At 74.1% G+C, this 22932-nt stretch carries 16 protein-coding genes; 6 read left to right on the top strand and 10 right to left on the bottom strand.

What is annotated here, in order from left to right; genetic code table 11:
- Nucleotides 1-109 precede the first annotated feature (109 nt).
- Together purH and purN are read right to left on the bottom strand one after the other, a co-directional pair.
- Nucleotides 110-1693, bottom strand: a complete 1584-nt coding sequence (gene purH, locus QF032_RS24265; protein WP_307045363.1) for a bifunctional phosphoribosylaminoimidazolecarboxamide formyltransferase/IMP cyclohydrolase — start codon at nucleotides 1691-1693, stop codon at nucleotides 110-112.
- Nucleotides 1690-2319, bottom strand: a complete 630-nt coding sequence (gene purN, locus QF032_RS24260) for a phosphoribosylglycinamide formyltransferase (RefSeq protein WP_306949692.1) — start codon at nucleotides 2317-2319, stop codon at nucleotides 1690-1692. The genes purH and purN overlap by 4 nt, the downstream gene beginning before the upstream one ends.
- A gap of 282 nt (nucleotides 2320-2601) precedes the next feature.
- On the opposite strand from purN, the gene QF032_RS24255 reads away from it, so the two are divergent.
- The gene (locus QF032_RS24255) at nucleotides 2602-3366 is read left to right on the top strand and encodes a hypothetical protein (RefSeq protein WP_307057472.1); all 765 of its coding nucleotides are present in this window, start codon (nucleotides 2602-2604) and stop codon (nucleotides 3364-3366) included.
- Nucleotides 3367-3481: 115 nt separating this feature from the next.
- On the opposite strand, the gene QF032_RS24250 is transcribed toward QF032_RS24255, so the two are convergent.
- A complete protein-coding gene (locus QF032_RS24250; protein ID WP_307057471.1) occupies nucleotides 3482-5458 on the bottom strand; it encodes a cell division protein PerM in 1977 nt (658 codons plus the stop codon).
- 57 nt (nucleotides 5459-5515) lie between these two features.
- On the opposite strand from QF032_RS24250, the gene QF032_RS24245 reads away from it, so the two are divergent.
- Complete coding sequence (locus QF032_RS24245) at nucleotides 5516-6628, top strand: RNA polymerase sigma factor (RefSeq protein WP_373430488.1); 1113 nt, start codon at nucleotides 5516-5518, stop codon at nucleotides 6626-6628.
- Nucleotides 6629-6800: 172 nt separating this feature from the next.
- On the opposite strand, the gene sucD is transcribed toward QF032_RS24245, so the two are convergent.
- From sucD to QF032_RS24215, 6 genes are all read right to left on the bottom strand, one after another.
- Nucleotides 6801-7688: a succinate--CoA ligase subunit alpha gene (gene sucD / locus QF032_RS24240; protein ID WP_107442311.1), complete on the bottom strand. Its 888-nt coding sequence runs from the start codon at nucleotides 7686-7688 to the stop codon at nucleotides 6801-6803.
- A gap of 21 nt (nucleotides 7689-7709) precedes the next feature.
- Nucleotides 7710-8888 (bottom strand): ADP-forming succinate--CoA ligase subunit beta, encoded by a 1179-nt coding sequence (sucC, locus tag QF032_RS24235; protein ID WP_306949695.1) that lies wholly within the window; start codon nucleotides 8886-8888, stop codon nucleotides 7710-7712.
- 603 nt (nucleotides 8889-9491) lie between these two features.
- Nucleotides 9492-10223 carry a hypothetical protein gene (locus tag QF032_RS24230; protein ID WP_307057470.1) on the bottom strand — a complete coding sequence of 244 codons (732 nt, stop codon included), beginning with the start codon at nucleotides 10221-10223 and terminating at the stop codon, nucleotides 9492-9494.
- 116 nt (nucleotides 10224-10339) lie between these two features.
- Nucleotides 10340-11560 (bottom strand): vWA domain-containing protein, encoded by a 1221-nt coding sequence (locus QF032_RS24225; RefSeq protein WP_307057468.1) that lies wholly within the window; start codon nucleotides 11558-11560, stop codon nucleotides 10340-10342.
- A gap of 56 nt (nucleotides 11561-11616) precedes the next feature.
- The gene (locus tag QF032_RS24220; protein WP_307057467.1) at nucleotides 11617-14208 is read right to left on the bottom strand and encodes a DUF5682 family protein; all 2592 of its coding nucleotides are present in this window, start codon (nucleotides 14206-14208) and stop codon (nucleotides 11617-11619) included.
- Nucleotides 14209-14383: 175 nt separating this feature from the next.
- On the bottom strand, nucleotides 14384-15514 hold the full coding sequence (locus QF032_RS24215) for an ATP-binding protein (protein WP_307045357.1): 1131 nt from the start codon (nucleotides 15512-15514) through the stop codon (nucleotides 14384-14386).
- A gap of 156 nt (nucleotides 15515-15670) precedes the next feature.
- Here QF032_RS24215 and QF032_RS24210 point away from each other — a divergent pair, with 156 nt between their 5' ends.
- Nucleotides 15671-17032 (top strand): SWIM zinc finger family protein, encoded by a 1362-nt coding sequence (locus QF032_RS24210; RefSeq protein WP_307057465.1) that lies wholly within the window; start codon nucleotides 15671-15673, stop codon nucleotides 17030-17032.
- A 55-nt stretch (nucleotides 17033-17087) separates the two neighbouring features.
- A complete protein-coding gene (locus tag QF032_RS24205; protein WP_307057464.1) occupies nucleotides 17088-18722 on the top strand; it encodes a DUF5691 domain-containing protein in 1635 nt (544 codons plus the stop codon).
- 263 nt (nucleotides 18723-18985) lie between these two features.
- Here the strand turns inward: QF032_RS24205 and QF032_RS24200 are convergent, their stop codons facing one another.
- The gene (locus QF032_RS24200; RefSeq protein ID WP_306955968.1) at nucleotides 18986-19402 is read right to left on the bottom strand and encodes a cobalamin B12-binding domain-containing protein; all 417 of its coding nucleotides are present in this window, start codon (nucleotides 19400-19402) and stop codon (nucleotides 18986-18988) included.
- A 521-nt stretch (nucleotides 19403-19923) separates the two neighbouring features.
- On the opposite strand from QF032_RS24200, the gene QF032_RS24195 reads away from it, so the two are divergent.
- Together QF032_RS24195 and QF032_RS24190 are read left to right on the top strand one after the other, a co-directional pair.
- Nucleotides 19924-20856 carry an esterase/lipase family protein gene (locus QF032_RS24195; RefSeq protein WP_307045354.1) on the top strand — a complete coding sequence of 311 codons (933 nt, stop codon included), beginning with the start codon at nucleotides 19924-19926 and terminating at the stop codon, nucleotides 20854-20856.
- A gap of 332 nt (nucleotides 20857-21188) precedes the next feature.
- Entirely contained in the window at nucleotides 21189-22760 is a 1572-nt protein-coding gene (locus QF032_RS24190) for a M23 family metallopeptidase (RefSeq protein ID WP_307057462.1), read from the top strand.
- Nucleotides 22761-22932: the final 172 nt, after the last annotated feature.

The following is a 22932-nucleotide window of genomic DNA, read 5'->3' as shown; positions in this document are numbered from 1 at the left end:
GCAGGCCGCCGGCCGGGCGGCATCGCCCGCCGACCAGCACCGGCAGGGCCCGCCGGTTCGCGACGAGTCGTTCGCGAACCGGCGGGCCCTCGTGCGGTGTGGCTCGGGGTCAGTGGAAGAAGTGCCGCGTGCCGGTGAAGTACATCGTCACGCCCGCCTTCTTCGCGGCCTCGACGACCAGCTCGTCACGGACCGAACCGCCGGGCTGCACCACGGCCTTCACGCCCGCCTCGACCAGGACCTCGAGCCCGTCGGGGAAGGGGAAGAACGCGTCGGAGGCGGCGTAGGAGCCGCGCGCCCGCTCCTCCCCGGCCCGCTCGACGGCCAGCTTCGCCGAGTCGACCCGGTTGACCTGCCCCATGCCGACGCCGACCGACGCGCCGTCCTTGGCGAGCAGGATCGCGTTGGACTTCACCGCCCGGCACGCCCGCCAGGCGAACGCGAGCTCGGCGAGCTCCGGCCCGGACAGCGCCTCGCCGGTCGCCAGCGTCCAGTTCGCCGGGTCGTCACCCTCGGCCTGGAGCCGGTCGGTGACCTGGAGCAGCGCGCCGCCGCCGACGGGCTTGAGCTCGACGGGGGCCGCGGGGCCCTGCGGCGCCCTGAGCACCCGGATGTTCTTCTTCTTGGTGAGGGCCTCGAGCGCCCCCTCCTCGTAGTCCGGCGCCACGATGACCTCGGTGAAGATCTCCGCGACCTGCTCGGCCATCTCCCGGCTCACCGGCCGGTTCACGGCGATGACGCCGCCGAACGCCGACAGCGGGTCACAGGCGTGCGCCCTGCGGTGCGCCTCGGCGACGTCCGCGCCGACGGCGATCCCGCACGGGTTGGCGTGCTTGATGATCGCGACGGCCGGCTCGGCGTGGTCGTACGCGGCCCGGTGCGCGGCGTCCGTGTCCGTGTAGTTGTTGTACGACATCTCCTTGCCGTGCAGCTGCTCGGCCTCGGCGAGACCGGCGCCGCTGCCGTCCACGTACAGGGCGGCCGGCTGGTGCGGGTTCTCTCCGTAGCGCAGGGTGCTCCTGCGCTCCCAGGTCGCGCCGAGGAAGTCGGGGAACCGCGACTCGTCGACCGGCGCGTAGGAGGACGCGAACCAGCTGGCGACCGCGACGTCGTAGGCGGCGGTGTGCTGGAAGGCCTCCGCGGCGAGCCGCTTGCGGGCGGCCAGGTCGAAGCCGCCGGCCTGCACGGCCGCGAGGACGTCGGCGTACCGGCCGGGGCTGGTGACGACGGCGACCGACGGGTGGTTCTTGGCGGCGGCGCGCACCATGGACGGCCCGCCGATGTCGATCTGCTCGACGCACTCGTCCTCGGAGGCGCCCGAGGCGACGGTCTCGCGGAACGGGTAGAGGTTGACGACGACCAGGTCGAAGGGCGCGACGCCCAGCTCGTCCAGCTGCCGCCGGTGGTCCTCGAGACGCAGGTCGGCGAGGATGCCGGCGTGCACCTTGGGGTGCAGGGTCTTCACCCGGCCGTCCAGGCACTCGGGGAAGCCGGTCAGCTCCTCGACCTTGGTGACGGGGACGCCGGCGGCGGCGATGCGGGAGGCGGTGGAACCGGTGGAGACGAGCTCGACACCGCTTTCGTGCAGCCCGCGCGCGAGCTCTTCGAGACCGGTCTTGTCGTAGACGCTGACGAGCGCGCGACGGATGCCCCGCTTGCCGCTCTCTGCCGTGACAGTGCTGTCGGCGGTCACTGGATAACTACCTTTCGTCCCTCAATGCGATAGCCGTTGCGGGCGAGCCGCCCCACGACCTCGACGAGCAGCCTTCGCTCGACTTCCTTGATGCGCTCGTGCAGAGCGCTCTCGTCGTCCTCGTCCCGGACCTCGACCACGCCCTGGGCGATGATCGGGCCGGTGTCGACGCCGTCGTCGACGAAGTGGACGGTGCAGCCGGTGACCCGGGCGCCGTACGCGAGCGCGTCCCGCACTCCGTGGGCCCCCGGGAAACTGGGCAGCAGGGCGGGATGGGTGTTCACGAACCGCCCCCCGAACCGCGCCAGGAACTCCTTGCCGACGATCTTCATGAACCCGGCGGAGACCACGAGGTCGGGCTCGTGGGCGGCCACCGCCTCGGCGAGCGCGGCGTCCCACTCGTCCCGGTCCGCGAAGTCCTTGACGCGGCAGACGAAGGTGGGGATACCGGCCCGCTCGGCACGGGCGAGGCCCTCGACGGCCCCCCGGTCCGCCCCGACGGCCACCACCTCGGCGCCGTACGCGTCGACGCCGGCGTCGGCGATGGCGTCGAGGAGCGCCTGCAGATTCGTACCGGATCCGGAGACCAGCACGACGAGGCGCTTGGCCACGGGCTTGGCGGCCACGGCGGGGCCCTTTCTCGGGGAAGCACGTACGGAGGGTGGCGACCTGCGCGGGCTTGTGCTTTCGTACGAATGCATCGCGCCCCCGGATACGGGGAAGCCTACGAAGGAGCCGACCGTCAGCAACGATACCGGCACACCGGGCGGCCCCCGAGGGACGGGGGCGCGGCCGGAAGGTAGCGTCTGCGAGGAGTGGGGAGCGGGAACGCGGTCGTCGTGCAGTGCGTTCCCCCTACGACAGCTCACACCAGTCAGCCGTATCTCCTAGGGGAAGACGCTCATTTGATGCCGGACCGCAGTCTGCGACTCCTCACGCTCCCCCCGCAGTCACCGCAGGGAGGGGAGCGCGGCGCCGTGCTGCTGCGGGAGCGCCCAGCCTCCCCTCCGGACGCCCCCTCGGGCGACGGCACGCCCCCCGAGGACGACAACCCGTTCGCCCCGCCGCCGGAGAACGCCCCCGACCGCCCTTGGCAGCCCCGGCGTCCGGCGGGCGGCGCCCCCGAGGGCGGCGGATCCCCGTGGGGCAGCCAGTGGAGCGACCGGCAGCCCGGCCGCTCCCCCGGCGGCTTCGGCGAACGGCCGGGCCGCGGTCCGGAGAACGGGAACGGGAACGGGAACGGCGGGCCGGGACCCGAGAACGGCGGCAAGCGCTGGGACCCCACCGACCCCGCCCAGCGCCGCGCGCGCTACGCGCTGCTCAGCGGCATGTGGGCCTTCTTCTTCGTCCTCTTCGGCTGGCCGTACGTGGCCCTGCTGCTGGGGGCGCTCGCCCTGAACTGGGGCATCAGCGCCCTGCGCGCCAAGCCCCGCAGCCCGTCCCCCGACAGCCCCCGCCCCGAGAGCGGCCCCCGCCCGCAGAAGACCGCCGCGGTGAGCGGCGTGGTCACGGCCTCCCTGGCGCTGGCCCTGGTCGCCGCGAGCTTCACCGCGCAACTCGTCTACCAGGACTACTACACCTGCACCAACGACGCCCTCACCAACGAGGCGAAGCAGTCCTGCAACGACCTTCTGCCGAAGGAACTGCGGAAGATCCTGGGGACCGACTCCTGAGGCAGGGCTCCGCCTCCGCATCCTGAGGACGCCCTGCCGGGGACGCGCTCACGGGAGCCGGGGAATCGCGCTCGCGGGAGCCGGGGGCGTCCGTCAGAGGGCGTCCTGCGGACGGTCACCGGTGCGGATCCGTCCCTTCGCCCCCTTCCTCGCCGGCCTCGCGCAACGCCGCCCACCGGACCTCCCGGGCCGAGTCGCCGTGCCACGCCGGACCGACGGGCTCCACCGGCCCGACGTCGGCGAGCGGCTCACGCGGCGGGCGGAACCCGCGCGGCGTGAGGGGCCCCGGCGGCATGGCGGGCTGGGGCGGCGTGAGGGGCCGGGGTGGCGTGGGGGCCCCGCCCGGCTCGAGGAACGGCATGGGCTCCAGGGGGGCGAACGGGTCCGGGGGCGCCACGTAGGACACCGGCTCGATCGGCGCGAAGGGATCCGGGGGCGCCACGTACGACGCCGGCTCGATCGGCGCGAAGTCGTCGACGGCCTCGCCGAACAAGTGCGACGGCGGGCCGGGCTCGGCATGCCGGGGGACGAGGAAGTCGTACAACTCCTCCTCCGCAGCCCTCGCCGACGCCGCCACGCCGCTCCGCGTCCCCGCCTTCCCGGCCTTCTCCTGCCGGAGCCCGGGGGCCCACCCGGCCGCCCCCCGCTTCCGGCAGCGCCACCCCCGCACCGCCACGCACACCGGCGTCCCGACCCCCACCACCCACAGCAGCACGGCACCCCCGACCTGCCACCACACCGGCCCGAACCGCGCCAGCACGGAGGCCCCCAGCGGCCCGCCCGCCAGCCCCGCCAGCGCTCCCATCAGCACCCCGCACCCCACGCCCGCCAGCACGACGACCCCGACGGTCCTCCCCCGCGACCAGCCTTCGCCGGCCTCCCCGGGCTCCCCGGCGGGTGCGGCCCTCCCGCCGGCCCGACCCGGTCCGGGAGTCCTTCCGGGCCGACCCGGCCCAGCAGGACCCGAGATCCCGGCGGTCCCGGCGGACGCCGCACGCCCCGTCGCCGCACGCCCCGTCGCCGCACGGGCCGCGAACGCGCCCACCGTGACGCCCGCCACCAGCGGCACCACGCTCGCCCCCCAGTTCCACGGCGTCCCGGCACCGGCCTCGGGAACGGCCGCCAGCAGCGGAAACGGCGGCAGCAGCGGCGCCGGGTCGGAGGACAGCGGCGCCACCACGTGCCCCGCACCGAGCAGGTACCCCGGCCCGAGGGCGTACGCAGCCCCCCACACCGCCGCGTTCGGCACCAGCGCCACGCACAGCAGCAGCACCGCGAACCGGCCCGACCAGCCCTCCGTCAGCTGCAGAAACGCCTCTCGGGCGGCTCCTGCGTGCCATACCGACGACGACGCCACCAGCAGGGCACCGCCCCCGACGAGCACCACCGCACCCGCGGCCGCCGCCCGCGCCGCGACCGCCAGACGTGCGCCCTCCGCCGTCCCGAGGAGCGGTCGCCGCAGCCCGCGCGGCAGCATGAGCAGCACGCCGTCCACGGGTCCGCGCGGGTGCCCGCAGGCCGACCACACCCCCGCCCCGGCGGCCAGCACCGCGACCGCCGGGACGCACACCGCCGTCCACGCCCACGAGGTCCGCAGCGCTCCGCCCGTGGCGGCGTAGAGGGCGGCGCCCGAGCCGACGGCGAGATACCCGACCACGACGCCGGCCCACGCGGTGCGGGCGCTCACCGGCTCCCCGCCCTCCGCGCCGACGCCGACGTCCGCGTCGCCCGCGTCCACGGCGTCCCGGGCGGCCCGCCGCACCAGCCACACCGGCAGCGCGAGGAACAGCAGCGGAGTGACGCCGACCGGCGCCGGCACCCCGGACAGCGTGTCGACGCGCACCAGTTCCGCGCCGTGGGCCAGCAGCCACAACGCGGCGGCGACGTGCAGCGCGCCGCCGGGCCCGCTGTCGGGATACGGGGAGCTGATCCACTGCACCATCACGAGTGCGGCGAAGGACCCGAGCCCCAGCCCGGCCGCGAGCACACCGCCCACGAGGCCGGCGGCCAGTCCGGGCGATCGGTCGCGCATCCGGGGCAGCAGGGACGACAACGTAAGCCGGCGAACGGTCATCGGGATCACGACGGCCATGCTCCCAACGACACGCGCTTTTCCGTCGTAACGGGCGAACTTCGGACGTGTCACCCAATATACGTTTTATGTACTTTTCCGGGCGAAGGGGCACTGCGTGACACGGCGCCCCGCGGCCGCACTCGGGAGGCGTACGCGAAACTGCCGGCATCGCTGGACAAGGCGGAAAAGGTGACGAACACCCAGGAGGCGACGCCTCGACGACAGGTGACGGTACGCCTGACGAAGGCACGCCGCACCAAGCCACTCCCGACGACGGCAAGCCCGACCGCGGCAAGCCTGACGACCGCAAGCCCGACGAAGAGCCCGGAACCCCCGGGCGCGGAACCCCCGGGCGCGGAACCCGCTTGCGAACCGGGCTCGTCGGCCACCCCCTTGACGCCCGCTCAGGCCTTCGACGCGCTCTACGCGTTCTGCGCCCCCGCCCTCGTCCGGCAGGCCTACCTGCTGTCGGGGCGGCGCGAGCTCGCCCGCGAGTCGGTCGAACAGGCGTTTCAACTGGCGTGGCAGCGCTGGCCCGAGGTGGCGGTGGACCCCGACCCGGCCGGCTGGGTGCGCGCCGCGGCATACGAGTACGCGCTCTCCCCGTGGCACCGGTTCCGCCCGCGTTACCGGCACGCGGAGCCGCCCCCGGCCGAGGCGCGCGACCGCGCGCTGCTGGACGTCCTGCTGACGCTTCCGGCGCCGTACCGCCGCACGCTCCTGCTCTACGACGGCGTCGGACTCGACCTGCCGGAGACGGCCGCCGAGACCGAGGCGAGCACCCCGGCGGCGGCGTACCGGCTGCTGCACGCGCGCGAGGCCCTCGCCGCGCGGCTGCCGGAACTGGCGAGCCCGGACGTGCTGCACCGGCGGCTGGCGGAGGTCGCGTCCGCGGAACGGCTGCGCGCGCCCGAGCCGCCCACCGTGCGGCTGGGCGGTGAGCGGCGGGCCCGCTTCTGGACCGGGGCGGCGATCGCGTTCACCATCGCGATCATCGGCGCCACCGCGCTGACCGCGCGCACCGCCCCCACCCGCTACGAGCCCCCGGTGCCCCCCGGCGAGACCGTGCAGGGCATCCCGCCGCGGGCCGCCCAGGGCACGCTGTCGGACGCACAGCTGAAGCTGCGCGCGAAGCTGAGGTCCGAGACGCAGAGCGGCCCGGACAGACTGCTCCCCCGCGCCGAGTGACCCACGGGACGGGAGCACAGGAAGACGGGAGCACAGGAGGACGACAGAACGACAGAACGACAGAACGACGGCGGGCCCGCTCCCTGGGGGAACGGGCCCGCCGTCGTTCAGCCGCCGCGGCCCGGCCCAAGGCTCGGCCGGACGCGTCAGCCGGGTGACGCGGTCGGACGGCTCAGCCGGCCGAGAGGATCTCGCGCGCGAGCTTCGCCGTCTCGGTCGGCGTCTTGCCGACCTTGACGCCGGCCGCCTCGAGGGCCTCCTGCTTCGCGGCGGCCGTGCCGGAGGAGCCGGAGACGATGGCGCCGGCGTGGCCCATGGTCTTGCCCTCGGGCGCGGTGAAGCCCGCGACGTAGCCGACGACCGGCTTCTTCACGTTGTCCTTGATGAAGGCCGCGGCCCGCTCCTCGGCGTCGCCGCCGATCTCACCGATCATGACGATCAGGTCGGTGTCGGGGTCGGCCTCGAACGCGGCGAGCGCGTCGATGTGCGTGGTGCCGATGATCGGGTCGCCACCGATGCCGACGGCCGACGAGAAGCCGATGTCGCGCAGCTCGTACATCATCTGGTACGTCAGCGTGCCGGACTTCGAGACCAGGCCGATGCGGCCCGGCTTCGTGATGTCGCCCGGGATGATGCCGGCGTTCGACTGGCCCGGGGTGATGAGACCGGGGCAGTTCGGGCCGATGATCCGGGTCTTGTTGCCCTGCGACACGGCGTACGCGTAGAACGCGGCCGAGTCGTGGACGGCGATGCCCTCGGTGATGACGACCGCGAGCGGGATCTCCGCGTCGATCGCCTCGACCACGGCGGCCTTGGCGAAGGCCGGCGGCACGAAGAGGACGGACACGTTGGCGCCCGTCTTCTCCATCGCCTCGGCGACCGTGCCGAAGACCGGGATCTCGGTGCCGTCGAAGTCCACGGAGGTGCCCGCCTTGCGGGGGTTCACGCCGCCGACGATGTTGGTGCCGTCCGCCAGCATGAGCTTGGTGTGCTTCATGCCCGTGGCACCGGTCATGCCCTGGACGATGACCTTGCTGTCCTTGTTCAGGAAGATAGCCATGGCTGTTCTGTCCCTCTTCCCTTACTTCGCAGCCGCGAGCTCGGCGGCCTTGTCGGCCGCGCCGTCCATGGTGTCCACACGCTGGACCAGCGGGTGGTTGGCGTCGGAGAGGATCTTGCGACCCAGCTCGGCGTTGTTGCCGTCGAGGCGGACGACGAGCGGCTTGGTGACTTCCTCGCCCTTGTCCGCGAGCAGCTGCAGCGCCTGGACGATGCCGTTGGCGACCTCGTCGCAGGCGGTGATGCCACCGAAGACGTTGACGAACACGGACTTGACGTCCGGGTCGCCGAGGATGATCTCCAGGCCGTTCGCCATGACGGCCGCGGAGGCGCCGCCGCCGATGTCGAGGAAGTTGGCGGGCTTGACCCCACCGTGCGCCTCACCGGCGTACGCGACGACGTCCAGGGTGCTCATGACGAGACCCGCGCCGTTGCCGATGATGCCGACCTCGCCGTCGAGCTTGACGTAGTTGAGGTTCTTCTCCTTGGCCGCGGCCTCGAGCGGGTTCGCCGAGTCCTTGTCCTGGAGGGCCTCGTGCCCCGGCTGGCGGAACTCGGCGTTCTCGTCCAGCGAGACCTTGCCGTCGAGGGCGATGACGTCACCGGAGGCGACCTTGGCCAGCGGGTTGACCTCGACGAGAAGGGCGTCCTCCTCGATGAAGGTCTTCCACAGGGTGACCAGGACGTTCTCGACCTTGTCAGCGACCTCGGCCGGGAAGTTCGCGGCCTCGACGATCTGGCGGGCGACCTCGGGGGTCACACCCACGTTGGCGTCGATCGGCGTCTTGGCGACGGCCTCGGGGCGGGTCTCCGCCACCTCCTCGATCTCCATGCCGCCCTCGACGGACGCGATGGAGAGGAAGGTGCGGTTGGCACGGTCCAGGAGGTAGGAGACGTAGTACTCCTCCACGATCTCCGGGGCCGTCTCGGCGATCATCACCTTGTGGACCGTGTGGCCCTTGATGTCCATGCCGAGGATGTTGGTCGCGTGCTCCACGGCCTCGTCGGCGGAGGCGGCGAGCTTGACGCCGCCGGCCTTGCCACGGCCGCCGACCTTCACCTGGGCCTTGACGACGGACTTGCCACCGAGACGCTCGGTGGCTGCGCGGGCCGCCTCAGGCGTGTCGATGACTTCACCGGCCAGCACCGGTACATCGTGCTTGGCGAAGAGGTCCCTCGCCTGGTACTCGAACAGGTCCACGCGCTTCCGTCCCTATCAGTGATCTCGCGGTTCGTTGTCTGCGTGGGCGTGCCGCGAGGGCAACGTGACGTCCGACCGGTGTCTGTCACAAGGGAGGCGCACACGGTGTCCGAGCGCGCGGCATGTCCGTCTCGCAGGTTATCGCTGCTTGCAGGAGGCCCCTAAATCGAGGGTCACACCTGAGCGGTGATACCTGTCACACGATGCCGGGATCACTGACACCCCGTGCCGGATGTGAGGTCGCGGGGAGAGGCCTCACCGGGTTGGGGTGGGCCCGGTGAGGCCCCCTGAACAGCCCCTCAGGGGCTCAGGGCGGGTGGTCCCCACCCCAATGGGAACCACCCGCCCCCATCCGTGAGGTCCCGGACGAATCGACCGATGGCTTTCGGCCGTCCGTGGTCCGTCGCCTCACGAAGTCTTGGGCGGCGAGCTCCGGAGAGCCCGGGAAAGCGGCGGCCCGGCAGCGGACCACTCCCGGGGGCGAGCCCGGGGAGGTGATCCGCCCGACGCGCGACCCTGCGCCACCCCGCCCGGAGCCGGGCGGCGGGTCAGGGCGACGCACGACGGTGAGAGGCCGCCGGCACACCGGTGCGCCACCGCCGCTCAGCCGGGGAGGACCGGCACGTCCGGGCGAACGTCCCGCGTCCCGGCGGCCTCGCGTCGCGGGGCGGGGCCGGACGCCGGCCACAGCGGCATCCGGTGCCGCGACGGCAGGACGGCGGGCACGTCGGCGTCGCGCGGCGCACCACCGTCGAACACCGTCGTGCCGCCGAGCACCGCACCGGGAACACCCGGGGCTCCGACGGGAGGGCCGCACCGCGCCGGCGCGACGGTGGGGGCGGCCGCGGGGGCGGGGGCGGCTGCGGGGCCGGGCTCGGGCTCGGGGTGGGCCGGACGCGCCGGGTGGGCCGGCAAGGCCCCCACGGTGTGGAACGCGGGGAGGTCGCGGACGCCGCCGTGTGCGGGGAGGTCACGGGTGCGGGGGCGGCCGGGATCCGGCGCGACGGGTGAACCGGGCGGCGACACGAGAGCCCACGACGCCTGCGCCGGGTGCCTGCCCGACCGCGCGCCCACCACCCCGACCGCCTCGTGGGCCTCGCCGGCCCCGCCGAGGACGGCCCGTCCGGTCTCGGCCGTCGTGCGCGGGCTCGTGAGCCGGGCGGCCGCAGTGGTCCGCGAGGGCTGCGCGCCGTCCGCCGCCTGCGCCTGCTCCCCGCCGAGGAATCCGAGCACGACCAACCCGCCCGCCAGCAGCGCGAGGTGCAGCACGGGTCGCCCCGACCCCGTGCGCAGGATGCGCGGAGCGGCGGCGGGCGAGGCGGTGAAGCAGGCCAAGGGGGGACGTTCCTCCCGTGTGCGGCGGCAACGTGTCCCGATCCTTGCACGCGGGTCCCGCCACCGCGCAACCCCCTGTTACCGATGGGTAATCGCGCCCGATGCCGTCCTTCCGCTCACCCCACGTCCGGCGCCGGCAGCGCCCGTTTCTCCAGGGCCGCAGCCATGACCTCGGGGAACAGGTCGGGCGTGCAGGCGAACGCCGGCGCCCCCAGTGCCGCGAGCGCGGCCGCGTGCTCCCGGTCGTAGGCCGGCGTCCCCTCGTCGGACAGGGCGAGCAGCGCGACGAACCGCACGCCCGACGCCTTCATCGCCGCGACCCGTTTGAGCATCTCGTGGCGTATGCCTCCCTCGTACAGGTCGCTGATGAGCACCACCACGGTCTCGGTGGGCCGGGTGATCTGCGACTGGCAGTAGGCCAGCGCCCGGTTGATGTCGGTGCCGCCGCCGAGCCGGGTGCCGAACAGGACGTCCACGGGGTCGTCGAGCCGGTCGGTGAGGTCGGCGACCGCCGTGTCGAAGACGACGAGCCGGGTGTCGATCGACCGCATCGACGCCAGCACCGCCCCGAACACCGACGCGTACACCACCGACGACGCCATCGAACCCGACTGGTCGATGCAGAGGATCACCTCCTTGCGCAGCGACTGCGAGGCCCGCCCGTACCCGACGAGCCGTTCCGGCACGACCGTCCCGTACTCGGGCTGGTAGTGCTTGAGGTTCGCGGCGATCGTGCGGTTCCAGTCGATGTCGCGGTGGCGCGGGCGGTTGAGCCGCGCGCCCCGGTCGAGTGCGCCGGTGAGGGCGGCCCGGGTGCGGCCGGCGAACCGCTTCTCGAGGTCCTCGACGACCTTGCGGACGACGGCCCGCGCTGTCTCCTTCGTCGTCTCCGGCATGGCCCGGTGGAGGGAGAGCAGGGTGCCGACGAGATGCACGTCGGCCTCGACCGCCTCCAGCATCTCCGGCTCCAGAAGGAGGGTGGACAGCCCGAGCCGGTCGATGGCGTCGCGTTGCATGACCTGCACCACGGAGGAGGGGAAGTACGTCCTGATGTCCCCGAGCCAGCGCGCCACGGACGGCGCCGAGGCTCCCAGCCCTCCCGAACGCTCCCGGCCCGCGCGCGGTGCCTCCGGTGCCCCGTAGAGCGCGGCGAGCGCCCCGTCCATCGCGGCGTCCCGGCCGGACAGGCCGTGGCCGGTGCCGTCGGCCGCGCCACCCCCGAGCACCAGCCGCCAGCGCCTCAGCCGCTCCTGCCCGGCGTCCGCAGTCGTCGCCGTACCGCTCGCCTCCGGCACGTCCGGCTCCGTGCCCCTCGCCTCCGTGCCCCTCGCTTCCATCGCCTTCACCTCCGTGGCATGCGCCGCCGTGTCACCCGCCCTCGGCCCGCTCGTCGTCATGCGCCCACCCCCGAGTACCCGGCGTCCCCCGGCCCCCGTGGCGCGCCGGACACATCAGCCCCACCCATCTCCTCCGTCCCACCCGTCTCCTCCGTCCCGTCCGCCTCTCCGCTCGTCTCCATAACCCCGCCGGGGTCCTGCCCCAGCAGCAGACGCACCACCGGCAGGACGGCGTCCGCACGCCCCGCGTCGAGGGCGGCCGCGAACCCGGGCGTCGCGGCCTCGGCGCCCGGCCCGCTCGCCCGCTCCCCAGGACCGCGCCGCACCAGCTCACCGAGGGTTCTGCGCACCCCCGGCTCGTACGCCGAGAACGTCCGCCGCAGCAGCGGCAGTACGTCCGTGAACGCCTCCGCCGGGACCGTCGTCAGCCACCCGTCGACCAGGGCGAGCAGCCGCTCGTCGTGCACGAGGAGCAGCCCGCCCCCGGAGCCGCCGCCGACGAAGCCCTCGATCCAGGCGGCCGCGTCGACCGGCGGCGTCCCCGGCGAGAGGGCGAGCCCCATGAGCCGCGCCGCCGCCTCCGGGTCCAGCTCCCCCTCGTCCAGCAGCAGGCGTGCGGCACGCCCGCGGATGACGCCGGGCACGCTGTCCCGCCCGGACAGCGCCCGCAGCACGCCACGCCACCGGACACGCCGACCGGCGTCGGCACCAGCACCGGAACCGAGGGCGTCCCGGCCGGAGGCGTCCTCGTCGTCCGTCGCGCGGACGTCGTCGAGCATCGCCACCGCGCCGTGGACCACGTCGACATGACGCCGCATCGTGTCCGCCGCGTCCGCGTCCAGCGAGACGCAGGCAGGCGGCAGGCCCACGAAGATCCGCTCGGCGAGGCCCGCGGCGACCTCCGTGAGCGCGCCGGTGTCGGTGCCGCGCACATCCCCGTAGCGCAGGGCGCGGACCAGGGCGGGCAGTGCCTCCGCGAGATGCCCGACGTCCGTGTCGAGGGCCGCCCGGTCGGCGAGCACCCGCATGACGGTCGGCAACGCGTCGGACAGACCGGCCAGGAGGCAGCGCTCGGCGAGCGCCGTCACCTCGGCGAGGCCGCGCGCGGCGACGGCGTCCGCCGCCGCCTTCGCGGTGGCGGCGGCCGTCACGGTCGTCCCCCACACGCCGGCCTCGGCGACCCGCACCGACAGCTCCGGCTCCCACCGCAGCCGCCAGGTCTCCCGGAACGTCCCCGTGCTGCCGCGTGAGGCGGTCGGCTCGCCCCATTCGACGTGCAGCAGGCGCAGCCGGTGCAGCAGTCTGCTGCGCTCGGCGTCGTTCTCCCTGCGCAGGTCGAGCGCCAGCTCCCGCTCCGCCGCCTCCGGTCTGAGCCGCAGCCGGCGCTGGAGCCGGTCGAGGTCACGCTGCAGCGGCACCGCGGGCGCAGCGGCCGGCACCTCGCCGAGCACGTCCCCGATCACCAGCCGGTCGCGCACCAGCGCCAGCGGGACGTCCGAGCCCTCGCACAGCACCGCCCGCACGGCGTCGGTGGTCTCGCCCAGGCCCGGCAGCGGCCTGCCCCGCAACGCGGCGAGCGCCTCGGCCAGCCGCACCGCCTCGATGACATGCGCCGGGGACACCACGTGGTCCTCCTCGCGCAGCAGGACCGCCGTCTTCGTCAGCCAGCGTTCGACGGGCCGGTCCGGCGCGCCGAACAGGTGGGCGTACCAGCCCGGCGCGTCGATGCCCGCGCCGTACCCGCCGGCCCGCGCCAGTCTGCGGTGCGTCCACGGCACCCAGGTCAGGTCCGCCCTGACCTTGGGCAGCCCCTTCAGCAGCGCCCGGTCGGCGGCGACGGCGACCTTGCGGCGCAGCGCGGGCACATGCCACGCCCCGCACACCACGGCCACCCTCTCCGGCCCGAACTCCCGCTGCGCCGCCCGTAGGTGGCCGCGCATGCAGGCCTCGCGCACGAGGTCCCGGTCGGTTCCGCCCCCGCCCGGACCGGTGCCGTCGGCCTCCCGAAGCGCCTCCATGGCCTCCTCGATCGCGGCGAACGGCGCGAACGGGTCCCACGTCCCCGCGGTCCGGTGCTCGACGACGTCCTCCCACCAGCGCTCGGCGTCGTCGTACCCCACGACCTCGGCCAGCACGGCGAGAGGATCACCCCGCAGCCGCGCCCCGGTCCCCCGTCTCCCCTCTTCGCCCTCGCCCCCCGTTCCGTCGTCCCCTTCCTCCTCGTCCCCTTCCCTTGCCTCTTCTCCTTCCCCTTCCTTGGTTTCCGCCGTGTTCTCCCAGGCCAGCGAGTGGGCGGCCGGGAGGTCGATGAAACGGGCGGGAACCCCGTGGTCCAGCGCCCAGCGGAGCGCGACCCACTCCGGCGAGAACTCGGCCATCGGCCAGAAGGACGACCGGCCGGGTTCGTCGACGGCGTGCGCGAGCAGGGCGACCGGCGGCCGCATGTCCTCGTCGGCGGCGAGCGGGATCAGCGCGTCCGCCTCGGACGGTCCCTCGATCAGGACGGTCAGGGGCCGGGCGGCCTCCAGAGCCGCCCGTACCGCCCGCGCCGACCCGGGCCCGTGGTGACGCACCCCGAGCAGCAACGGCCGTCCCCTGTCCCGGCCGCCGCTCCCGTCGGCGTCGGCCGTGCCGTGATCACCCTTCACCCGCAGGGCCACTTCGTGTCGTCGTTCACCGTCACCCTCCCCGTTGTGTGCACGAACGACCAGGTCATCTCGTTGACGTGGTTATGGCCGCTCCGGTTGCCCCGGCCGCTCCCGTCGTTCCTCCCGCTCCCGGCGCCGACCCCGTTCCCGCGGTCTCCGTTTACGCGGTCCCCGTTCACGCGCTCACCTCCCGGCAGGCGCGGTAGAAGTCGGTCCAGCCGGCCCGTTCACGCACGACCGCCTCCAGGTACTCCTGCCAGACGACCCGGTCGGCGGCCGGATCGCGGACGACGGCGCCGAGGATGCCCGCGGCCACGTCTCCCGGCCGCAGCACGCCGTCGCCGAAGTGCGCGGCCAGCGCCAGACCGCTCGTGACGACGGAGATGGCCTCCGCGGTGGACAGCGTGCCGCTCGGCGACTTCACCTTCGTCCGGCCGTCGGAGGTGACGCCGTCACGCAGTTCGCGGAAGACCGTCACCACCCGGCGGATCTCGTCGATGCCCTCCGGGGCGGGCGGCAGGTCCAGGGACCGGCCGATCTGGTCGACGCGCCGCGCGACGATGTCCACCTCGGCGTCCACGCTCTCCGGCAGCGGCAGCACCACCGTGTTGAAGCGCCGGCGCAGCGCGCTGGACAGTTCGTTGATGCCGCGGTCGCGGTCGTTGGCCGTGGCGATGAGGTTGAAGCCCCGGACGGCCTGCACCTCCTGTCCCAACTCCGGTATCGGCAGCGTCTTCTCGGAGAGGACGGTGATCAGCGTGTCCTGCACGTCGGCCGGGATGCGCGTCAGCTCCTCCACCCGTACCGTCGCCCCCTCCGCCATGGCCCGCATGACGGGACTGGGCACCAGCGCGTCACGGCTCGGCCCGTGCGCGAGCAGCTGCGCGTAGTTCCAGCCGTAGCGCATCGCCTCCTCCGGGGTGCCCGCCGTGCCCTGCACCAACAGCGTCGAGTCGCCGCTGACCGCGGCGGCGAGATGCTCGGAGACCCAGGTCTTCGCGGTGCCCGGGACGCCGAGCAGCAACAGGGCGCGATCGGTGGCGAGGGTGGTGACGGCGACCTCGACGAGACGGCGCGGTCCCACGTACTTCGGCGAGATCACCGTGCCGTCGGGCAGGACGCCGCCGAGGAGATAGGTGGCCACGGCCCACGGCGACAGCTTCCAGCGGGCCGGACGCGGCCGGTCGTCCTGCGCGGCCAGCGCGGCGAGTTCGCCCGCGAAGGCCTCCTCGGCGTGCGGACGCAATGCGTCGGCCGGCCTGTTCGCACTCGGGTCGACGGACGTCGGATCTACGGACACAGACATGGCTGAGGCCCCCTCCATCTCGGCCGGTTCGGATCTGGTGTCCACCGTGCACCACGCCACTGACAATCCGTTCCGACCTGCACGAACGTCCTGCCGTCCGGGTTCGTGCGGGGCGCGGCGGACCGATTGTCAGTGGGGGGATCTACCGTCGGTGGCATGACTGAGCAGGGGGTGCGCTGGACCGCGGACCAGGTGCTGGCACTGGCGCCTGACGCCGCGTCACGCAAAGCGGGAAGCAAACTCGCCGCGCCCGGCCCGTGGTCGGGGACGGGCAGCTCGCGGGAGGGGATGGTGTGGGGCCTGTGCCGGGGCGGCGGCGGCACGCCGTACCGGACGGCCGTCGATGTCGCACAGGCGGTCGGCGGCTCGGGTCCGGCCTATATGTGCAGTTGTCCGAGCCGTAAGTTCCCGTGCAAGCACGCGCTCGGGCTGCTGCTGCTCTGGTCGGGTGGAGAGGAGGGGGTGCCGGCGGGCCGTGAGCCGGAGTGGGCCGAGCGGTGGGCCGCGGGGCGCCGGCGCACACAGGGAAAACGGGAGGCGGGGCCGGAGGGTTCCGCATCGGGCCCTCTCGACGCGGAGGGGGCGCGGCGGCGGGCGGAGCGCCGCGCCGAGCGGATCACCGGCGGGGTGACGGAGTTGGAGGAGCGGCTCGCCGATCTCCTGCGCTCCGGTCTGGCCGGTGCCGAGCAGGCAGGCTACGGGCCGTGGGAGGAGACGGCGGCCCGCATGGTCGACGCGCAGGCGCCCGGGCTCGCCGCGCGGGTGCGGGAGTTGGGTGCAGTTCCCGCGTCCGGCCCGGGCTGGCCGGTGCGGCTGCTGGAGGAATGCGCGCTGCTGCATCTCCTCGACCGGGGCTGGCTGCACCGCGAGCGGCTGCCGACGGACCTCGCCGCGACGGTCCGCACCCGGGTGGGTCTGCCCTCGTCCGCGGACGGCCCACCGGTCCGCGACCACTGGCTGGTGCTCGCCCAGTACGACACGCCCGACCCGAAACTGACGACCCGCCGCATCTGGCTGTACGGCACCACCACGGGCCGCACCGCGCTCCTCCTCTCCTACGGCGCCGCCGGCCGGGCCCCCGACCTCACCCTCCCCGTGGGCCTCGCGCTGGACGCCGAACTGTCCGCGTATCCCGGCGCGGGGCAGCAACGGGCGGCTCTCGGCGAGCAGTTCACGCCACCGGCCCCGACCGGCGCCAGACCCCCGGGCGTGTCGACGTGCGAGGCGGCCGCCCGGTACAGCGAGGCCCTGCGCCGCGACCCCTGGCAGGAGTCGGTCCCGGTGACCCTGGCCGACGTCGTCCCGACGCCGGACGGCGCTTCCTGGCAACTGGCGGACGCGCGGGGCGACACGGCTCTGCCGCTCACCTCCGCCGCGCTCGCCCGGCCCGGTCTGTGGCGTCTGGCGGCCCTTTCCGGCGGCGCCCCCGTCCGGGTCTTCGGAGAGTGCGGCCACCGTGGCTTCACCCCGCTGACGGCCTGGCCGACGGGCCCGGGAGAGGCGGTGCGCCTGTGCTGAACGGGTCTCGTCGGCAGAGTCGGCACAGTCGGCAGAGTCGACAGAAGGGAGTCTCATGAACACCTCCTCGCCCCTGCCCACGGCCTCCGCCTGGGACGAGCTGATCACCGCGGCCCTCCTCGGCACGGACCGCCGTACACCCCCGGGAGCGGCCCCGGGCCGGGACGCGCCGACGGCCCTGCTGGACGCGGCGGCCGCCGAGACCGTACGCCGGCGCGCCGGCCTGCGCCCCGGCCGCGCGGCGCCCCGCCCGGAACCGGCCGCCGAGGACCTCCGCCCGCCGTTGCCCGGCGCGGCGGCCCGCAGACTCGCCCTGCTCCTGGCCGACCGCCCCGGCGCCGGCGCAGGCGGCCGCAGAGGGGCCTCGCCGGACCTCATGGAGCTGCTGCCCCAGTGGCTGACGGCGGTGAACGCGCGCGGCTTCGCGGCTCCCGCCGAGTCCCTCCCCGCACTGCTCGACGCGGCCCGCGCGCGTACCGACCTGCGGCCCGCGGCGCTGGAGTTCGCGGGCCCGCGCGCCCTGTGGCTGGCCCGGCTGAACCCGGACTGGCGGTTCGCCCTGCGTGCCACGCGGGGCGGCGACACGGCGCTGCCCGGCCCGGCGGAGGCCGAACGCACCGAGTGCCTCTGGCAGGAGGGCCTGTTCGCCGAGCGGGTCGCCCTGCTCGCGTCCATCCGCTCCCGTGACCCCGACGCGGCCCGGGAACTGCTCGCCACCACCTGGTCGACGGAGCGCGCCGAGGACCGGCTGATGTTCCTCGACTCGCTGCGCACCGGCCTCGCCCCGCGCGACGAGCCGTTCCTGGAACAGGCGCTGGCGGACCGCAGCCGCAACGTGCGGGCCACGGCCGCGGAGCTGCTGTCGGCGCTGCCGGGCTCGGCGCTCGCCGCGCGGATGGCGGTCCGGGCCGGCGCGTGCGTGGCCGTCGACCACACCCGGGACACGCCGACCCTCCTGGTGGAGGCGCCGCACGAGTGCGACGCGGCCATGGAACGCGACGGCGTGTCGCCGCACGCCCCACCCGGCCGGGGTGAACGGTCGTGGTGGTTCGGCCAGTTGCTGGAGGCGGCCCCGCTCGCCACCTGGCCGGCCCGGCTGGGCGGCCGCACACCGCAGCAGATCGTGGCGCTTCCGGTGGCCGACGACTGGCTGAGCGAACTGCACGCGGCATGGTGCCGGGCCGCCGTCCGCCAGCGGGACGCCGACTGGGCACGGGCGCTGCTCGGCGCGCCGTCCTCGCCCGGCGCGGGCGGGCCTGGTGCGGTGTCCCTCGCCGAGCGGGCGAAGCTGCTGGGCACGCTGCCGCCGTCCGAGCGGGCCGCCTGGGTGGCCGGGTTCATCGCGGCGCACGGTCTGTCGGAGGCGTTCCAGCTGCTCGGCGTCTGCTCCGTGCCATGGGCCGCGCCGCTCGGCCGCGCCGTCGTCGACGCGCTCAACATCGCGCGGGACGCGGGCAGTTACCCCTGGAGTTTCAGCGGCGTCATGGGTCTCGCCGAGCGCTGTCTCGACCCTGCGGAGTCGTCCCGGCTCGACGCCCTCCTCGCGGTGCCGGACGAACCGGAGGACGCGTCGCCGGGCGCGGGCGGCTATTGGGCGGAGGCGTTCCAGCGGCTGGGCAGGACACTGCGGCTGCGGGCGCTGATGGCGGAGGAGCTCGGACCCCCGGCATCCGGGGGACAGGGCACCTGACCCGCCACCGGCCCGAACGCCGCGGCCGCGCACCCGCACGGCTCGCCCCCACGCACGGCTCGCGACCGAGCGGGGCTCGCGACCATGCGGGGCTCGCGCCTACGCGGGGGGGCCGGTCGTGCGTCCGCGGGACTCGCGCCCAAGCGGGGGTCGGGCCTACGCGAGGCTCGTGCCTGGGCGAGAGGTTCGTGCCTTCGCGGGGTTCGTGCGTCCGCGAATCCGTGCCACGCGGGCGCATCCCGTGAGGGCCGCCCCGGACGGGCTCACGCCTGCGCGGACTGCCGGACGTTGGCCCGGACCCACTCCACGATGGACGCGGTGGTCGCGCCGGGCGTGAAGATGCCGGCGACGCCCTTCTCCTTCAACGGCGCGATGTCCGCCTCGGGGATGATCCCGCCGCCGAAGACCAGGATGTCCGCCGCGTCCCGCTCCTTCAGCAGCTCGATCACCGCGGTGAAGAGCGTGTTGTGCGCCCCGGAGAGGATGGACAGACCGATCGCGTCGGCGTCCTCCTGGATCGCGGTGTCGACGATCTGCTCGGGCGTCTGGTGGAGCCCCGTGTAGATGACCTCCATGCCGGCGTCGCGCAGCGCCCGCGCGATCACCTTGGCCCCGCGGTCGTGGCCGTCGAGCCCCGGCTTGGCGACCACCACGCGGATCGGACCGGCTGCCACACCCATCACTGCCTCCATGAAGCGACTCCGTCCGTCCTCGAGCGACTGCGTCCATCCTCGAGGCCACGGACACCCCGTGCCACACCGCCCGGGGGAAGTGAACGAACGTTATCGCCAGCATCCCGCAACCGGCAGTTTCGCGGTGCTGACCGAGGGGGAAATCACACGGAGGGACACGTTCACCGCGCAACGTCCACACCCTGTCCCAGGGGTGTTCGAAGCGCAGAGGGAGCCGCAAAGAGGTCGCCGTTCGTCGCGCCGCAGCCCGCGCTGCGTGGCGGTACGGCGCATCGACAGGCACGATGGTCAGGTAGAGCAGGTAAGGCACGACAGCGGGGAGCCTGTCGCCACACCGGCAGGGTTCCTCGTCCGTCGACGGCGCGACGTCGCACAAGGCGTACGCACCCCGAGCCACGGGCCGCATCCGCTCCACGCCCCGCCGTGCCCGATCGACCTCCTCGACAGCGACTTCCACGAGGGCACACGGGGGACAGAGAAGTCCTCAGCGTGCCGACAGGAGGTCGGCCATGAAGGTCACCCGGGCACTGCAGCCCTTTCTACCGTTGTGCCGGCGTCTGTTCCCGGACCTGCCGAGCCTGCCCGGCTTCCCGGGGATGCCGGACCTCCCGAGCCTGCCGGGCCGACTTGCCGGCCTGTCCCTGACTCTCCTCAAGGCGACCGCCCTCGACCTCGCGATCTTCGCGGGGCATCTGCTCCTGTATCCCTCGGGCATCGCGCAGGAGCGCCGCGAACCGGTCCGCCCCGCGCTGCCCGCGGGGTCCGCCGCCGGGGATCCGGCCCGGCTGCCCACCCAGGCGCCGCTGCCGGTGGTGCTGCTGCACGGGTTCATCGACAACCGCTCCGTGTTCGTCCTGCTGCGCCGCAGCCTCGCGCAGCACGGCAGACATCGCGTGGAGTCGCTCAACTACTCGCCGCTCACGTGTGACATACGGACGGCCGCCGAACTGCTCGGCCGGCACATAGAGGAGATCTGCGAGCGCACGGGCAGTGTGCAGGTCGACGTCGTCGGGCACAGCCTGGGCGGCCTGATCGCGCGCTACTACGTGCAACGGCTGGGCGGCGACGTCCGCGTCCGCACGCTGGTCACGCTGGGCACCCCGCACTCCGGCACCCGGGTGGCGCCGCTGGCGAACGCCCACCCGATCGTGCGCCAGATGCGTCCGGGCTCGGCGGTGATCGAGGAGCTCTCCCGGCCCGCGCCGGGGTGCCGCACTCGTTTCGTCAGCTTCTGGAGCGACCTGGACCACCTCATGGACCCGCTGGAGTCCGCGTGCGTGGACCATCCCGACCTGTCGGCGCAGAACGTCCGGGTGACCGGGATCGGTCATCTCGCCCTGCCCGTGCATCCCGCCGTCGCGACCGGCATACGGCAGGCCCTCGACACCGCGCCCTCCCAGGAGCCCGCCGCCGCTCGCCGCACCGGCCTCACGGTGGCCTGACGCCCGCCCGGCGACACTACGACTGACGACGCCCCGGCGGCGGCAGGACTGGCGAAACGACGACGCACGACGGCGACACCACGACGATCACACGGCCGCCCCGCAGCCGTGCCCTCGCCGTCCGACAGCCCCGTCACACCCCGCTGCCACCCGTTCGCCATCGAACGTCATTCGAACGTAGGGCCAAGCCCGCGCCCGTCGTCCCCCGAAACAGAGCCGAATGCCCCTTTCCTTCGGGCACGAAACCTGCAGAACATTGTCGTGCCCGCGTACTGCCGGGTACAGTCGCCGCACTGCTCTGGCAGCCCCTGTCGTCGGCGAAAGAGAAGTTGGTGAATGACCGTCACCCGTCGGGAATCATGACCTCCCCGGCCCCGGCTTCCGACGCCGCTTCGGCGCACTACGCGTCGTACGGCACCCAGGACGCCTCGTACGACGGCTTCACGACCTATGACGGCCACGACGAGGCCGGCGGTCACGACACCGGCGCGCACGCCACCGGGCACTTCACGACCGTCGACCCCTTGTTCGGCGAGCTTCCGGGCGACGGCGCCGGAGCCGCGACCGGCACCTACGACGGCACCCAGTGGCACACCGGCGTCCACGGTTCCGCGGACACGGGCAGCCACCAGACCCTGAACTACGACGCGTACGCGGCCCAGCACCACGCCGTCCACGACTCCGGCGCGTACGACGCGACCGCCTGGCAGACGGGACAGCACCAGCACCTGTCCGCGGTCCCGCAGCAGGCGACGGCGCACGACTCAAGCGGCCACTGGGACGCGAGCGCCTGGCTCCAGCCCGACCAGCCCGGCTGCCCCGCCGACGCGACGCAGCAGTGGGAATGGGGCACGCAGAACTTCGACACCGGCGCGTACGACGCCACGCAGTGGAACTCCGACGGCGACGCCTCGGGCGTCCCCGCGCAGGCCGCTGGGGGCCCCTCCCGGGCAAGCGACTCCGGGGGAGAGTTCGAGCAGCCGGCCGAGGTCCCGTTCGACCAGCAGGCCACCGCCACCTTCGAGCAGGTCGCGTACGACGAGAGCGGCCCCGAAGTGAGCGGCCCCGAAGGCGAGTCGGCGGACGGCGCCCCGCTCCCGCTCCTCGACGGCCAGGAAGAGCCCGTCCCCGCGCCGCTCGGCCGGGCGGCCACCCGCAACGCGAACCGTTCCCGGCGCCGGATGCCCGCCAAGCGCTCCGCGCTGCTGACGGTGGCCGTGCCCTCGGTCTGTGTGATGGGGGTCGCCGGGATCGCCGCCGCCTCGGTCGGCACGCTCACCGGCGGCGACGGCAAGGAGACCACGGCCTCCGCCGCGGACGCCCAGCCGGTGAAGCCGTCCGCCGCCAACACCAAGCTGGACAGCCAGCTCGCGACGCTCAGCGCCGGGGTCGACGACTTCGGCGACCGGGTCAGCCGCACGCAGGAGCGCATCGACCTCAAGGCCCAGCAGGAGGCCGAGAAGAAGAAGGCGGCGGCGGAGGCGGCCCGCAAGGAGCGACTGCGCCCCAAGTACGCCCTCCCGGTCGCGCAGCACGGCCTCAGCGCCTACTTCGGCCAGGCCGGCATCAACTGGATGTCGCAGCACACCGGCATCGACTTCCCGGTCTCGTACGGCACGACGGTGATGGCCGCGACCGACGGCACCGTGCGCACCCAGTGGAACAGCGCCTACGGCAACATGCTGATCCTGACGGCGAAGGACGGCACGGAGACCTGGTACTGCCACCTCTCCACCTACCGCGTCCCCTCCGGTACGACGGTGAAGGCCGGCGACCCGATCGCCTACTCGGGCAACTCGGGCAACTCGACCGGCCCGCACCTGCACTTCGAGGTCCGTCCGGCCGGCGGTTCGGCGATCGACCCGCTGCCGTGGCTGCGCAGCCACGGACTCAACCCGACATAAGCCCTCTTCGCGCCCGGTTCGACCGCGGAAAGAGGACCTGTCCGCGGTCGAACCGTCACGCCTCCGCGGTCGACCGGCCACGCTTGTGCGGTCGACCCGCCACGTCCACCGATCGTCTGAGCCCCCGCCGCCGACGCGGGGGCTCACCCGTGCGCCGGGCGGTTGCCGCCCG

The sequence above is a fragment of the Streptomyces achromogenes genome, assembly GCF_030816715.1.
GTDB classification, from domain to species: Bacteria; Actinomycetota; Actinomycetes; order Streptomycetales; family Streptomycetaceae; genus Streptomyces; species Streptomyces achromogenes_A.
Note: the sequence above shows the minus strand (reverse complement) of the source record. Positions and strands in the feature narration are given on the sequence as shown.